The sequence below is a fragment of the Variovorax sp. WS11 genome (assembly GCF_010499245.1).
Lineage (GTDB): Bacteria > Pseudomonadota > Gammaproteobacteria > Burkholderiales > Burkholderiaceae_C > Variovorax.
Genome location: NZ_JAAGOW010000001.1, coordinates 3,827,874 through 3,842,234, shown reverse-complemented (window position 1 = coordinate 3,842,234; position 14,361 = coordinate 3,827,874). Strand labels below are relative to the sequence as shown.

General features: G+C 68.0%; 14 protein-coding genes. 11 read left to right on the top strand and 3 right to left on the bottom strand.

Annotation, left to right across the window (positions count from 1 at the left end):
- Nucleotides 1–3: 3 nt before the first annotated feature.
- The 3 genes from GXN78_RS18840 to GXN78_RS41960 all read right to left on the bottom strand — a co-directional run bounded on the left by GXN78_RS18840 (nt 4) and on the right by GXN78_RS41960 (nt 2,403).
- Nucleotides 4–1,062, bottom strand: a complete 1,059-nt coding sequence (locus GXN78_RS18840) for a 3-keto-5-aminohexanoate cleavage protein (RefSeq protein ID WP_106557534.1) — start codon at nt 1,060–1,062, stop codon at nt 4–6.
- 159 nt (nt 1,063–1,221) lie between these two features.
- Nucleotides 1,222–2,169, bottom strand: coding sequence for a universal stress protein (locus GXN78_RS18835; RefSeq protein ID WP_106557535.1), 948 nt, complete (start codon nt 2,167–2,169; stop codon nt 1,222–1,224).
- A gap of 111 nt (nt 2,170–2,280) precedes the next feature.
- Nucleotides 2,281–2,403 (bottom strand): hypothetical protein, encoded by a 123-nt coding sequence (locus GXN78_RS41960; protein WP_258187007.1) that lies wholly within the window; start codon nt 2,401–2,403, stop codon nt 2,281–2,283.
- A gap of 232 nt (nt 2,404–2,635) precedes the next feature.
- Between GXN78_RS41960 and GXN78_RS18830 the strand changes: the two genes are divergently transcribed.
- The 11 genes from GXN78_RS18830 (at nt 2,636) to GXN78_RS18780 (ending at nt 14,350) form a co-directional block, all read left to right on the top strand.
- Complete coding sequence (locus GXN78_RS18830) at nt 2,636–3,997, top strand: IS1380 family transposase (RefSeq protein WP_106561504.1); 1,362 nt, start codon at nt 2,636–2,638, stop codon at nt 3,995–3,997.
- A 365-nt stretch (nt 3,998–4,362) separates the two neighbouring features.
- Nucleotides 4,363–4,626 (top strand): hypothetical protein, encoded by a 264-nt coding sequence (locus GXN78_RS18825; RefSeq protein WP_106554782.1) that lies wholly within the window; start codon nt 4,363–4,365, stop codon nt 4,624–4,626.
- The gene (locus tag GXN78_RS18820; RefSeq protein WP_106554783.1) at nt 4,623–4,943 is read left to right on the top strand and encodes a type II toxin-antitoxin system RelE/ParE family toxin; all 321 of its coding nucleotides are present in this window, start codon (nt 4,623–4,625) and stop codon (nt 4,941–4,943) included. Before GXN78_RS18825 ends, GXN78_RS18820 begins: the two co-directional genes overlap by 4 nt.
- 137 nt (nt 4,944–5,080) lie before the next feature.
- Nucleotides 5,081–6,031, top strand: a complete 951-nt coding sequence (locus tag GXN78_RS18815) for a MurR/RpiR family transcriptional regulator (RefSeq protein WP_106554784.1) — start codon at nt 5,081–5,083, stop codon at nt 6,029–6,031.
- Nucleotides 6,028–6,984, top strand: a complete 957-nt coding sequence (locus GXN78_RS18810; protein ID WP_106554785.1) for an isoaspartyl peptidase/L-asparaginase — start codon at nt 6,028–6,030, stop codon at nt 6,982–6,984. The genes GXN78_RS18815 and GXN78_RS18810 overlap by 4 nt, the downstream gene beginning before the upstream one ends.
- 88 nt (nt 6,985–7,072) lie before the next feature.
- On the top strand, nt 7,073–8,968 hold the full coding sequence (locus tag GXN78_RS41955; RefSeq protein ID WP_106554786.1) for a dipeptide ABC transporter ATP-binding protein: 1,896 nt from the start codon (nt 7,073–7,075) through the stop codon (nt 8,966–8,968).
- Between the two features lie 40 nt (nt 8,969–9,008).
- Complete coding sequence (gene gsiB, locus GXN78_RS18800) at nt 9,009–10,544, top strand: glutathione ABC transporter substrate-binding protein GsiB (RefSeq protein ID WP_106554787.1); 1,536 nt, start codon at nt 9,009–9,011, stop codon at nt 10,542–10,544.
- 19 nt (nt 10,545–10,563) lie between these two features.
- Nucleotides 10,564–11,484 carry a glutathione ABC transporter permease GsiC gene (gene gsiC, locus GXN78_RS18795; RefSeq protein WP_106554788.1) on the top strand — a complete coding sequence of 307 codons (921 nt, stop codon included), beginning with the start codon at nt 10,564–10,566 and terminating at the stop codon, nt 11,482–11,484.
- 7 nt (nt 11,485–11,491) lie between these two features.
- Entirely contained in the window at nt 11,492–12,415 is a 924-nt protein-coding gene (gsiD, locus tag GXN78_RS18790) for a glutathione ABC transporter permease GsiD (RefSeq protein WP_106554789.1), read from the top strand.
- Nucleotides 12,416–12,443: 28 nt separating this feature from the next.
- Complete coding sequence (locus GXN78_RS18785; protein WP_106554790.1) at nt 12,444–13,535, top strand: P1 family peptidase; 1,092 nt, start codon at nt 12,444–12,446, stop codon at nt 13,533–13,535.
- The gene (locus tag GXN78_RS18780; RefSeq protein WP_106554791.1) at nt 13,532–14,350 is read left to right on the top strand and encodes a M55 family metallopeptidase; all 819 of its coding nucleotides are present in this window, start codon (nt 13,532–13,534) and stop codon (nt 14,348–14,350) included. The genes GXN78_RS18785 and GXN78_RS18780 overlap by 4 nt, the downstream gene beginning before the upstream one ends.
- Nucleotides 14,351–14,361: the final 11 nt, after the last annotated feature.

Below are 14,361 nucleotides of genomic sequence, written 5' to 3'. Positions count from 1 at the left end.
CGTTCAGGCGGCCTTGCGCAGGAAGCCCTGGTTGCCGCCGTTGCGGTTGGGGGCAAAGCCGTTGGCCTGCAGGCTTTCTTCCACGGTGTCGTAGAACACGCCGATCTTGCTGATTTCGCGCGCCTGCCTGGCCGTGGCGATCTCGCGGCCGAAATCGCGGGACATGCGCACCAGCTGCTCGATCTGCGACACCGTGCTCGCCTTGGCCGTGCGCGACTGGTTCCACAGGACGTCCTCGGTGCCGCAGCGCACATGCAGGCCCATGGCGATGCCCATCATGTTGATCGGCAGCACGTTGCGCACCGAGCTTTCGACCGTCAGCACCGCACCGTCGGGCACGGCGCGCAGCATGTTGGCCAGGTTGTAGATGTTGGGCGCATCCATGCCGCCGCTGATGGCGACCCAGTTCATGACCAGCGGGCCCTTGTAGACACCGCGGCGCATCAGCCGCTCCACCGATTCGAAGCTGTTGATGTTGTAGCACTGGAAGGCGCTCTGGATGCCGGCCGCGCTCAGGCGGCGGATGTGCTCCTCCACCCAGCCGGGCTGGGAGGGCACCGTCATTTCCTTGTAGGCATTGAAGATGGCGGGAATCTCCCGGGAGGTGCCTTTGAAATCAGCCAGCTCCGCATGCTCGGTCACGTTCATCTGCGAGGTGTTCACCGTCACCGTGACCTGATCGGGCTTGGGGTCGAGCTCGGCCAGCATGTGGCGGGTGTCGTCGCTCAGCCACTTGGCGGCAGCGCCTTCCGACTCCGGCGCAAAGCTGATCGAGCCGCCCACCTGGATCACCATCTCGGGCACGGCCTTGCGCACGCCGGCGATCAGCTCGTTGAACTTGGACAGGCGCTTGCTGCCCTTGCCGTCGAGCTCGCGCACGTGCAGGTGCAGCACGGTGGCGCCGGCGTTGTAGCAATCCACCGCCTTCTGGATCTGTGCTTGCATCGTGACGGGGATGTCCTCGGGAAAGTCGGAGGGCAGCCAGCCCGGCGCATAGGGAGCGGCCGTGATGATGAGCGGCGGCTGGTTCTCGGGGAACAGGTGTCCGTCGAGGAAATTCATTGCATGTCTCCAGTGGGTAGTGGGCTACCTCGGACATCCGGCGTGTGCGGCGTGAGATTCCGAGGGCGCATTCACTGTAGGACGGGCAGGCAGAAGGCCGTTTGCCGGATCACGCCGCCCATTTGGCATTTCGCGCCAACCCGCCGGCCGAGCGCTGCATCACCCACCCAGCGATCGCATCGCCCGCGGGTTCTGTTCGAGCCGACGCACGGCGGCGGCCCGCGTTGCAGGCTGAAAGTCATGAGGGACCACGAGAACATCGATGGAGGCACGGCGCAGGACTCGCTGTGCCACGCTTCCGAAGACGAAGTCCGACAAGGCGGAGGCCGAATGCTTCCCCACCACGATGAGCTCGGCGCCGCTGTGCTCCTGCTGCACGATGACCTGGCGCGCGGGGTCGCCATGCCGGATTGCCGAGTAGACGCGGTTGCGGCGCGCATCGGTCGAATCGGTCAGCCGGAACATCCTGTCCCTGGCGTACCGCCTGCATTCCTGCCGGTACGCCTTGATGGCCTGATCCGAGACCTCTGCATAGCGGAGCTTCCCCTCGTTGGCAGTGCTGATGGCGTGGAACAGCTCTACCTGCGCGGACCTGCCGAGCGCGAAGGCTGCCGCGATCAAATTGTGCGAGGCCTCCGAGAAGTCCACCGCGACGAGCAAGCGTCCATAGGCAGCTTGTGCCGGTCCGGCTTCCGGGTTCACCACCAGGACGGGTCGGCGCGCCGCCCGGAGAAGCCGCTCCACGGGCTGGCCACGCAAGAAGGACAGCACCGAGCGTACCCGGCTCAGACCCGCAACGACCAGGTCGGCACATCGCGCCGCGCTCGCGACATCCTCGTCGGTGTTCGAGGTCCGGCTCACGGTGCGGACGCTGATCGCATGGCGCTGGCCGAGCTGCAGCGCGTGGTGGGACAGCCGGCATGCGGCGTCGGGGCAAGGGAGGTCCCCGCCCGGCGCCGCATACATGAGCTTCAGCGTCGCGTCATGCTCGGCGGCAAGTTGCGCTGCACGGGAGAGGACGGCGTCCGTGCTGGCAGAGAAATCGGTGATGGCGAGAATCGAGTCAAGGTCGGCGAGCGTGCGCTCGCCGTGAATCGTTGCATGCATTGACGCACTCCATTCGTGCGGCGCCTGTGCTTGAGGGCGGCCGCGAACGCGCGGGACTTGTGCCCGGCGGTGAATGGTTGCGCTGAAGAGGGAAGGAGCGGACCGCCGGGCTCAGAGATGTGCTGGCGTTTGCTTGCGACGCACCGCCATGACCTCGCGTGCCCGGACGAATGCTGCTGCAAGGAGCAGTGCCGCTGTTGCGGCGTGGGCCAGGATGAGGGTGGTGGTCAGCATGCGGCCAGTCTAGGGTGCGAGTCTGGATCGGGCAAGCAATGACCTCAGGGCTCTTGCCAGATAGCGGCCGCCATGCATCGAGACACCGTCAATACGTATCCCTGGATCCGTGAGCTCACGAGCGAAAGTGATTCACCCTGCGGGTGCGGGCGATTCGAGGTAGTTTGGTAAACGCGAGACAGGTGCAGGGCGTTCATGCTGCTGTTGCAAACGCAGTATCCGATTCCCTTCAATGCGCCCCTTCATCGTCAAGCAACTCGACTACGACCTCACCCCGGTAGCCGGTCTGGCGCTGGTGGGTCATCATCTGAATCGACTCGCACCGGTATTCAAGCAGCTCGATGACGCCTTGCCCGTTCGAAATGGCGTTGCCAACAGCGACATTCTGCGCAGCTACCTGGGCCTGCTGGTACAGGGCAAGAGCGACTTCGATGCGATCGAGAACTTCCGCGGCGATGCCTTCTTCAAGCAGGCGCTGGGCATCAAGCTGTTGCCCTCCAGCCCGACGCTGCGCCAGCGCATGGACGCCCGCGCGGACGAACTGTTTGACTTCCTGCCGACGCTGATCGAGACGCTGCTGTACGGCGCGCGAGTCGACTATGGCGTCTTGCCTTGCGGCTGGCTGGCGCTGGACGTGGACACCTTCGCCATGAACAACGGCGGCACTGCCAAGGACGGCGTAGGTCGTACCTACACGGGGGTCGATGGCTACTGCCCGCTGGCCGCGTACCTGGGCTCGCACGGGTTCTGCCTTGAGTTGGCGCTGCGCCCCGGCGTGCAGCATTCGGCGTCGGAGACGCAATTCAACTTCGAGCGTGTGATCCCGATGGCGCAGCGCCTGAGTGCGGCGGGTCCGAAGGCGCCGATCCTGGCGCGCCTGGATTCCGGCTTCGACTCGGCGGCGCTGATGCGCGAGATCGAGTCGTACAACCGTGCAGGTGTGCCGCAGCTGGACTGGCTGATCAAGTGGAACCCGCGCACGACCAACGTGGCGGCGCTGGCCGAGCGGCTTGAGGCCGACGCCACCACGCTCTGGGAGCATCCCCGCGCGGGCAAACGTGTGACGCTGTGGGAACAGGCGCTGGAGATCGAAGGCATCGAGCGGCCGCTGCGCCGCGTGCTGCGCCTGACCGAGCGCACCATCGATGCGCAGGGCCAGTTGTTGATCGAGCCCAAGCTCACGTTGGATGGCTGGACCACGAGCCTGAGCGCCAAACAGTTCGATGGGAAGGCCATCATCGCGCTGTACGCCGACCACGGCACGCACGAGCAGTTCCACTCCGAATTCAAGACCGACCTCGATCTGGAGCGGCTGCCCTCGGGCAAGTTCAGTACCAACTACCTGGTGTGCGAGCTCGCCGCGCTGGCCATGAATATCCTGCGCCTGATGGGCCAGGCCGGGCTGCTGGGGTCCGATGCGCCCGTGCGCCATGCGGCCAAACGCAGGCGCATCAAGACGGTGATGCAGGAACTCATCTACCGCGCCGGCCGTCTCATCGAGCATGGCCGGCGCATCATCCTCGGGCTGGGCGCCAACGATCGCGCGGCCAAGGCCTTCCAGCGGCTGCACGGCGAACTGCTGACCAGCTGCTGAGCGCAGCCGGCCTATCACCGGCCTCATTCACGCACTCACGAATCCAGAAAATCGCATCCGAGCGAGGTTGCGGCGTGGGCCAGTCGCACCCATCTCAACGCAAGTCGATCGCCGAGTCGTGATGGCGACGACTTCATCGCGTCGATCTCGGCACCGCCAAGCATCGGGCAGTCGAATGGCTCGGTCACAGTGCGACAAAGCACCCGGGATCGGTCCGCAGAGCATTGGGGCTCACGGATTCAGGGTATCGGTAAAGGCATGGACGTGGTGAACTCTTGTGCCGAGTCGAGTTGATAAGCGCCCGGGCGGTATCGGTCCGCGGCCACAGGCTTGCCAAAATTTGCCAAGCGCCATAAGCTTGTCTCATGAGCACCATGAACGTATCCCTGCCCGAAGCCATGAAGTCGTTCGTGGATGAGCAAGTGGTCGAACGGGGCTATGGCACGAGCAGCGAATATGTGCGCGAGCTCATCCGCAAGGACCAACAGAGGCTTCAACTGCGCAGCCTGCTTCTCCAAGGAGGCCTTTCGGCGCCCGCCGCGGCGGCAGACGACGCTTACTTCGATGGCCTGCGCAAGAGGGTGCGCGACGCGGGCAAGAAGGCAGCCAGGGCCGGCGGCAAAAGGTGAAGGCGAAAACAGTCGTCCCGCGAGAAGAGGCCAACCGAGACATTGACGACGCCATCGCCTACTACCTGGGAGAGGGCACGGAAAGTGCCGCACTCGGCTTGATCGATGAGCTTGAACGTGCCTACGTTCATATCAGCCGGCACCCCGGCACGGGCTCCACGCGCTACGCGCATGAGCTCGACTTGCCAGGGCTGCGCTGTTGGCCATTGACTCGCTTCCCGCATTTGGTCTTTTACTTCGAGCGGTCAGACTGCATTGATGTTTGGCGCGTCCTCCACGGACGGCGCGACATACCTGCATGGATGCAGGCGTCGTAAATCGGCTCCTGACCGGCACAGAGGCGTTGGCCCGCAGCTTGCTAAACACCAAGCAATGATTGAAAATTTACTTTCCTCGCACCACTATGTAATTTTATTTACATCGCCTGCACCGTGAACGGGCGAGCCCCCACCGCATGCCGGCTTCCTCCGCAGCCACTACCGTCCCGCAGCGCATCGCCCAGGCGCTGCCGCAACTGACGCGTTCGCACCGCCAGGTGGCCGACTACGTGCTCGAGCGCCCGCTGCAGGTCGCCACCCTGCCGATCGACGAGCTGGCCGCCACCGTCGGCGTGTCGGTGGCCACCGCCAACCGCTTCGCCCGGGCCCTGGGCTTCGACGGCTATGCGAGCTTCCGCGCCGAGCTGGTGCGCGGCTTCGAGCCGCTGGTGGCGCCGGTGGAGCGGCTGCGCGGCAACCTCGCCCGCCCTTCGACGGTGGCGGAGGTGTTCGCGATGGCGCTGGAGGAAAGCCAGGGCAACATCGGCGCGACGCGCCAGGCCCTGGACCCCGCCTCCTGCGAAGCGGCGGTGGCGCGCGTGCTCGGCGCCCGCACCGTCTTCATCGCCGGCTTCGGCGCCAGCGCCTGGCTGGCCGGGCTGCTGCACCACGGCCTGGATGCCTACTGCGGCGACGTGCGCCTGCTGTCATCGGTCAGCGGCGTCACGCACGGCGCACGTGCCCTGTCGCGCGGCGGCCCGCAAGACCTCCTGGTGGCGCTGACCTTCCCGCGCTACCTGACCGACACCGTGGCACTCACCGGCCTCGCGCGCAGTCAGGGCATCGGCGTGCTGGCGCTGACCGACCGGCCCAGCTCGCCGATCGCGCCGCTGGCCGACGTGGCCCTCTACGCGCAGACCGAAACCCGCTATCGTCCCAACTGCGAGACCAGCGTTCTGGCGCTGATCGAGGCCCTGACCAGCGCCGTGGCCCTGCGCGCCCCGCAGGCCTACCAAGCCGCGAGCAAGGTGGTCCATGCCGTGATGCCATGGCTGCACGGCGCGCAGGACCTGCGGGCCGCGAGCACGCCGAAGATCAAGCAAAGGCCGGTGCCGCGCGCGCCGGCCGGAAAGAAGAAGACCCGATGAGAACGACGCCCGTCATTGCCATCCACGGCGGCGCCGGCACGATCAGTGCCGCGGCGCTGGACGCCGGCGCGGCCCAGGCCTACCACGAGGCGCTGCGCGCCATCGTGCAGGCCGGCCAGGCGCTGCTGCTGCGCGGCGGCTCCGCGCTCGACGCGGCCTGCCTCGCCGTCGAGATGCTGGAGGACTGCCCGCTCTTCAATGCCGGCCACGGCGCCGTCTTCACCCACGCCGGCACGCACGAGCTCGACGCGGCCGTGATGAACGGCGCCGACCTGCGCGCCGGCGCGGTCGCCTGCGTCAGCCGCATCCGCCGCCCGGTGCGCGCCGCCCGCGCGGTGATGGAGGACGGCGCCCACGTGCTGCTGGTCGGCGCTGGTGCCGAGGACTTCGCGCGCGAGCGTGGGCTGGAGATGGTCGATCCCTCGTACTTCTCCACCGAGGCGCGCCGCGCCCAGCTGGTGCGCGCGCAGGCCGCCGGCCGCGTCGCGCTCGACCACGACGGCACGGCCAACGCCGCCGCGCCGCTGGACGAAGGCCGCAAGTTCGGCACCGTCGGCGCCGTGGCGCTCGACCTGCAGGGCCACCTGGCGGCCGCCACCTCCACCGGCGGCATGACCAACAAGCGCGCCGGCCGTGTCGGCGATTCGCCGCTGATCGGCGCCGGCACCTATGCCGACGACAAGCGCGCCGCCGTGTCCTGCACCGGCAGCGGCGAGATGTTCATCCGCGCGGCCGCGGCCTACGACGTCTGCGCGCGCATGCGCTATGCGGGCCAGTCGCTGGCGCAGGCGGCGCAGGCGGTGGTGATGCAGTCGCTGCCGGCGATCGGCGGCAGCGGCGGGCTGATCGCGATCGATCGCAACGGCAACGTCTGCATGCCCTTCAACACCGAGGGCATGTACCGCGGCCATGCCCGGGGCACGGAGGCGCCGCAGACGGCGATTCATCGATGAGGCGTCCAGTGCCCTCACCCCAGCCCTCTCCCAGAGGGAGAGGGAGCAAGTCCGCATCGCTGCAGCGCGCATGCACGGAGCTTGCCTTATGAGCGCTGTCACTCTGCCCTCTTCTGCCGGCGCTGCCTTGCAGCTGTCCGAGCAGCGCGTGCTCGAGGTCGATGGCCTTACCGTGCGCTTCGCGACTTCCGAGCGCACCGTCGACGCGGTGCGCAAACTGAGCTTCCACGTCGAGCGCGGCGAAACGCTGGCCATCGTGGGCGAGTCGGGTTCGGGCAAGTCCGTCACCTCGCTCGCGCTGATGCGGCTGGTCGAATACGGCGGCGGCCGCATCCTCGACGGCCGCATGGTCTTCAAGCGCCGTGACGGCCGCGTGCTCGACCTGGCGAAGGCATCGGACGCCACGATGCGCGGCATTCGCGGCGCCGACATCGCGATGATCTTCCAGGAGCCGATGACCTCGCTCAACCCGGTGTTCACCGCCGGCGACCAGATCGCGGAGGCCATCGCCATCCACCAGGCCAAGGACCGCGCTGCCGCGCGCGCCGAGGCGCTGCGCATGCTGGAGCTGGTGCGCATTCCCGAGGCGCGCAGCGTGCTGCAGCGCTACCCGCACCAGCTCTCCGGCGGCATGCGCCAGCGCGTGATGATCGCGATGGCGCTGTCCTGCCGGCCTTCTCTGCTGATCGCCGACGAGCCCACCACCGCGCTCGACGTCACCATCCAGGCCCAGATCCTGCAGCTGATCCGCGAGCTGCAGTCCGAGATGCACATGGGCGTGGTCTTCATCACCCACGACATGGGCGTGGTGGCCGAGGTGGCCGACCGCGTGCTCGTGATGTACCGCGGCGACAAGGCCGAGGCCGGCCCGTCGGAGCAGGTGTTCGCGGCCCCGCAGCACCCCTACACGCGCGCCCTGCTCTCCGCCGTGCCGCAGCTGGGCGCGATGCGCGGCACCGAGCTGCCGGCGCGCTTCGAGCTGCTGCAGGTCGACGCGGCCGGCGTCAGCGTGAGCGACCGCAGCCCGCAGGACACGGTGCGCCGCGACGCCCCGCCGATCCTGCGCGTGAAGGACCTGGTGACGCGCTTCGACCTCAAGAGCGGCCTGTTCGGCCGCGTCACGCGCCGGGTGCATGCGGTGGAAGGCATCAGCTTCGACCTGCATGCCGGCGAGACGCTGGCGCTGGTGGGCGAGTCGGGCTGCGGCAAGTCGACCACCGGCCGCTCGCTGCTGCGCCTGGTCGACAGCCAGGGCGGCGAGATCGAGTTCAAGGGCCGCAATGTGCTGGCGCTGCCGCAGGGCGAGCTGCAGGCGCTGCGGCGCGACATCCAGTTCATCTTCCAGGACCCCTTCGCCTCGCTGGACCCGCGCCTCACCGTGGGCTTCTCGATCATGGAGCCGCTCTTGGTGCACCGCGTCGCCAGCGGCGCCGCGGCGCAGGCGCGGGTGCGCTGGCTGCTCGAAAAAGTGGGCCTGCCGGCCGACTACGCGCAGCGCTACCCGCACGAGTTCTCCGGCGGCCAGCGCCAGCGCATCGCGATCGCCCGCGCGCTGGCGCTCGACCCCAAGGTGGTGGTGGCCGACGAGTCGGTCTCGGCGCTGGACGTGTCGATCCAGGCCCAGATCGTCAACCTCATGCTCGACCTGCAGCGCGAGCTGGGCGTGGCCTTCCTCTTCATCTCGCACGACATGGCGGTGGTGGAGCGCATCAGCCACCGCGTGGCCGTGATGTTCCTGGGCCAGATCGTCGAGATCGGCCCGCGGCGCGCCATCTTCGAGAACCCGCAGCATGCCTACACGAAGCGGCTGATGGCCGCGGTGCCGGTGGCCGACCCGGCGCGGCGCACGCAGAAGCGCCCGCTGCTGCAGGGCGAGGTGCCGAGCCCGGTGCATCCCGTGGACTACCAGCCCACGGTGGCGCCGCTGGTCGAGGTCGGCCCGGGCCATTTCGTGGCGCGGCATCCGATCGCCGGCGCCTTCTGATTTTTTCTTTCCCACCCAGCGACGTCAAAGGAGTCTTCGCATGAACAAGCGTCTTACCCGAATCGCAGCCGCCCTCGCGCTGGCCGGCCTCGCCATGTCGGCACAGGCCGCCAAGGACGTGGTCGTGGCCGTGCAATCCAATTTCACCACCACCGATCCCTACGACGCCAACGACACGCTCTCGCAGGCGGTTGCCAAGTCCTTCTACCAGGGCCTGTACGGCTTCGACAAGGACATGAAGATGGTGCCGGTGCTGGCCACCGGCCACACCGTCAGCAAGGACGGGCTGGTCTACACCGTCAAGCTGCGCACCGGCGTGCAGTTCCACGACGGCACGCCCTTCAATGCCGAGGCGGTGAAGGCGACCTTCGACCGCGTGACCAATCCGGACAACAAGCTCAAGCGCTACAACCTCTACAAGAACATCGCCAAGACCGAGGCGGTCGACGCGACCACGGTGCGCTTCACGCTCAGCGAACCCTTCTCGCCCTTCATCAACACGCTTGCGCACCCCTCGGGCGTGATCATCTCGCCGGCCGCCTTGACCAAGTACGGCAGCAAGGGCATCGCGCAGAACCCCGTGGGCACCGGCCCCTTCAAGTTCGTCGAGTGGAAGGCCACCGACTACCTGAAGGTCGCCAAGTTCGACGGCTACTGGAAGAAGGGCTATCCGAAGGTCGACACGATCACCTTCCGCCCGGTGGTCGACAACAACACGCGCGCCGCGATGATGCAGACCAACGAGGCGCACTTCGCCTTCCCGATGCCGCCCGAAGCGGCCGCAACGCTGCAGGGCAAGCCCAGCCTCGAGGTGAACACCTCGCCCTCGATCATTCATCGCTACATCTCGATGAACACGCAGCAGAAGCCCTTCGACAACCCGAAGGTGCGCGAGGCGATCAACTATGCGATCAACAAGGAGGCGCTGGTCAAGGTGGCGTTCTCGGGCTACGCCATTCCGGCCGAGGGCGTGCTGCCCAAGGGCATCGAGGGTGCGGCCAAGCTCGGCCCCTGGCCCTACAACCCGGCCAAGGCGCGCGAGCTGCTGAAGGAGGCCGGCTACCCGAACGGCTTCGAGAGCACGCTCTGGTCGGCCTACAACTATACGACCGCGCAGAAGGTGATCCAGTTCGTGCAGCAGCAGCTGGCGCAGGTCGGCGTCAAGGTGCAGGTGCTGGCGCTCGAGGCCGGCCAGCGCGTCGAACGCGTCGAGAGCGCACAAGACCCGGCCACCGCCCCGGTGCGCATGTACTACGTGGGCTGGTCCTCGTCGACCGGCGAGGCCGACTGGGCGATGCGTCCGCTGCTGGCCTCCGAGTCCTTCCCGCCCAAGCTCTTCAACACCGCCTACTACAAGAACGACGAAGTCGACGCCGACATCAAGAAGGCGCTGGTGACCACCGATCCCGCCGCCAAGGCCAAGATCTACGCCGACGCGCAGCAGCGCATCTGGAAGGACGCGCCCTGGGCTTTCCTGGTCACCGAGCAGCTGCTGTCGGTGCGTGCGCGCAACCTCGCGGGCTTCTACGTGATCCCGGACGGCAGCTTCAACTTCGACGACGTTGAACTGAAGTGATCCTGCACACGGCCAGTCCATGACCCAGTATGTTCTAAAGCGCCTGCTGGGCCTGCTCCCGACACTGCTCATCGTGGCGGTGCTGGTGTTCCTGTTCGTCCACATGCTGCCCGGCGACCCGGCGCGGCTGGCGGCCGGACCGGACGCCAGCCCCGAGACGGTGGCGCTGGTGCGCGCGGACCTCGGCCTCGACAAGCCGTTGCCGCAGCAGTTCCTGAACTTCTTCACCAACATGCTGCAGGGCGACTTCGGCCGCTCGCTGCGCTCCAAGCGGCCGGTCTCCACCGAGATCGCCGAGCGCTTCATGCCCACGCTGCTGCTCACCCTCACCAGCATGGCCTGGGCGGTGGTCTTCGGCATGGCGATCGGGATCACGTCGGCGGTGTATCGCAACCAGTGGCCCGACCGGGTCGGCATGACGCTGGCGGTCTCGGGCATCTCCTTCCCGGCCTTCGCGCTGGGCATGCTGCTGATGCAGATCTTCTCGGTGCAGCTCGGCTGGCTGCCCACGGTGGGCGCCGACTCGTGGCGCCACTACATCCTGCCCTCGATCACGCTGGGCGCCGCGGTGGCAGCGGTGATGGCGCGCTTCACCCGCGCCTCCTTCGTCGAGGTGATCCAGGAGGATTTCGTGCGCACCGCGCGCGCCAAGGGCGTGTCGGAGAAATGGGTGGTGCTCAAGCACTGCCTGCGCAACGCGCTGATCCCGGTGGTCACGATGATGGGCCTGCAGTTCGGCTTCCTGCTGGGCGGCTCGATCGTGGTCGAGGCGGTGTTCAATTGGCCCGGCCTCGGGCGCCTGCTGGTGGACGCGGTCGACATGCGCGACTACCCGATCATCCAGACGCTGGTGCTGCTCTTCTCGCTGGAGTTCATCCTGATCAACCTGGTGGTGGACGTGCTCTACGGCTTCATCAACCCCACCATCCGCTACAAGTGAGCAGGCGATGAGCACCCCTCCCGCTGAACCCATCCCCGCCGTGGCCGAGCAGCCGGTCGCCGCGATCGCCGCCTCCTCGCGCGTGCGCACGCCGTGGACCGAGTTCTGGCGCAAGTTCCGCATGCAGCACGTCGCGATGGGCGCCGGCGTCTTCGTGCTGCTGCTGGTGGTCATCGCCATCCTCGCACCCTGGATCGTGCCCTACGACGCCGAGAATTTCTTCGACTACGACAAGCTCAACACCGGCCCCTCGGCCGCCCACTGGTTCGGCGTCGATCCGCTGGGCCGCGACATCTTCAGCCGCATCCTGATGGGCGCGCGCATCTCGCTGGCCACCGGCTTCCTGTCGGTGGTGCTGGGCGCCATCATCGGCACCGTGCTGGGCCTGCTGGCCGGCTACTACGGCGGCTGGTGGGACCGCATCGTGATGCGCATCTCCGACGTGCTCTTCGCTTTCCCCGGCATCCTGCTGGCGCTGGGCGTGGTGGCCATCCTCGGCAGCAGCATGACCAACGTGGTGGTGGCGGTCTCGGTCTTCAGCGTGCCGGCCTTCGCACGGCTGGTGCGCGGCAACACGCTGGCGCTGAAGAACCTCACCTACATCGAGGCCACGCGCAGCATCGGCGCGAGCGACCGCACCATCCTGCTGCGGCACATCCTGCCAGGCACCATCTCCTCCATCGTCGTGTACTTCACGATGCGCCTGGGCACTTCGATCATCACGGCGGCCAGCCTCAGCTTCCTCGGCATGGGCGCGCAGCCGCCGATGCCCGAATGGGGCGCGATGCTCAACGAAGCGCGCGCGGACATGGTCAACGCGCCGCACGTGGCGCTGTTCCCGTCGCTGGCGATCTTCTTCACGGTGCTGGCCTTCAATTTGCTCGGGGATGGGCTGCGGGACGCGCTCGACCCCAAGATCGACCGGGTATGAGGCTCATCGTCGAACCCCGGGTGCGGTGATGCTGGTTCCAGTCGTGCCGCACATCGGCGCCTTGCCCTCGGGCAAGCGCGACGCCATCACCGACGTGGCCGGCGTCACGGTCGGGCATTGCACGCTCGACGAGGGCGAGGTCCAGACGGGGGTGACGGTGGTGTGCCCGCATGCGGGCGACCCCTTCCAACAGCGGGTGCCGGCGGGCGTCGCGGTGCTCAACGGCTTCGGCAAGAGCGTGGGGCTGGTGCAGGTCGAGGAACTCGGCGTGCTCGAAACGCCGATCGCGCTGACCAACACCTTCTCGGTGCCGGCCATGGCCGAAGCGCAGATCCGCGACTGCATCGCGATGAACCCCGAATGCGGGCGCAGCCTGCCCAGCGTCAACCCGCTGGTCTTCGAGTGCAACGACGGCTTTCTCAACGACATGCAGCGCATGGCCGTTCGCGGGCACCACTACCTCGAGGCCTGGGCCGCGGCCGGCGAAGCGGTGGCGCAGGGCTCGGTCGGCGCAGGGCGCGGCATGTCCAGCTTCGCGCTCAAGGGCGGCATCGGCACGGCCTCGCGGCGCGTGTCGGCACCGGGCGCCGGGCTGCACACGGTGGGCGCGCTGGTGCTCGCCAACTACGGCCTGCTGCCCAACCTGGTGATCGCCGGCCGCGCGGTCGGCGCGCGACTGGCGACCCAGCTGGCCGGTGCGGCGCCGGCGGCCGAACCTGAGAAGGGCTCGATCATCATGCTGATCGCCACCGACGCGCCGCTGGACGCGCGCCAGCTGCGCCGCCTTGCGCTGCGCGCGGGCGCCGGCCTGGCGCGCACCGGCTCGGTCTTCGGCCACGGCAGCGGCGACATCGCGCTGGCCTTCTCCACCGCCTACACGCTGCCGCAGCGGCGCGAGCAGCCGATGCCGGCGGTCGCGCTGTTGCACGACGCGCTGCTCGACGGCCTGTTCCAGGCCGCGGCCGACAGCGTGGAGCAGGCCATCCTGCATGCGCTGTGGCGGGCCGAGTCCATCACCGGGCGCGACGGCCACGTGCGCCCGGCCCTCACCGAACTGCTGCGCGACTGGCCTGCCGATGCCTTCGCGCCACCCAACGACCTGCACGACACGCACCCATGAAGATCCTGATCTCCGTCGACATCGAAGGCGTGGCCGGCGTCTTTCATTCCCAGCAAGTGCGCGCCGGCAATTCCGAGTACGAGCGCGCGCGCCGGCTGATGACCGAGGAGGCCAACGCCGCCATCGCGGGCGCCTTCGACGGCGGCGCCACCGAGGTCTGGGTCAACGACTCGCACGGCGACTTCCGCAACATGCCACCGGACCTGCTCGACGCGCGCGCCCAGGTGATCCAGGGCAAGCCGCGCACCCTGAGCATGGTGGCGGGCGTGGAGCTCGGCGTGGACGGCGTGTGCATGGTCGGCTACCACTCGCGCGCTGGCGGCGCGGGCATCCTGGCCCACACCATCAACAGCTTCGCCTTCGCCGGCATCGAGATCGGCGGCCAGGCCCTGGGCGAGGCCGGCCTCTACGGCGCGCTGGCCGGCGAATACGGCGTGCCGGTGCTGATGGCGAGCGGCGACGACGTCTTCATCGCAGAGAACCGGGCGCTGTTCCCGCACGCGACCTTCGTTCAGACCAAGCGCGCCACGGGCCAGACCAGCGGGGTCTCGCTGTCGCCGGCCCGGTCCTGCGCGGCGATCCGCGAAGGCGTGGCCGCGGGCCTGGCCGAGCATGGGAAGGCCCGCCCGCTGGTGCTGGAGAAGCCCTTGGCCGTCACCCTGCACACCCAGACGCCCGCGCTGGCCGACCTGTTCTGCCAGTGGCCAGCCTTCGAGCGCAGCACACCGACCGAGCTCCGCTTCGCCGCGGCCTCGGTGGAAGCGGCGGTGCGCATGCTCAACTGCTGTTCGGCGATGTCGGCGATGCTGCGCTGACGTTACCTGGC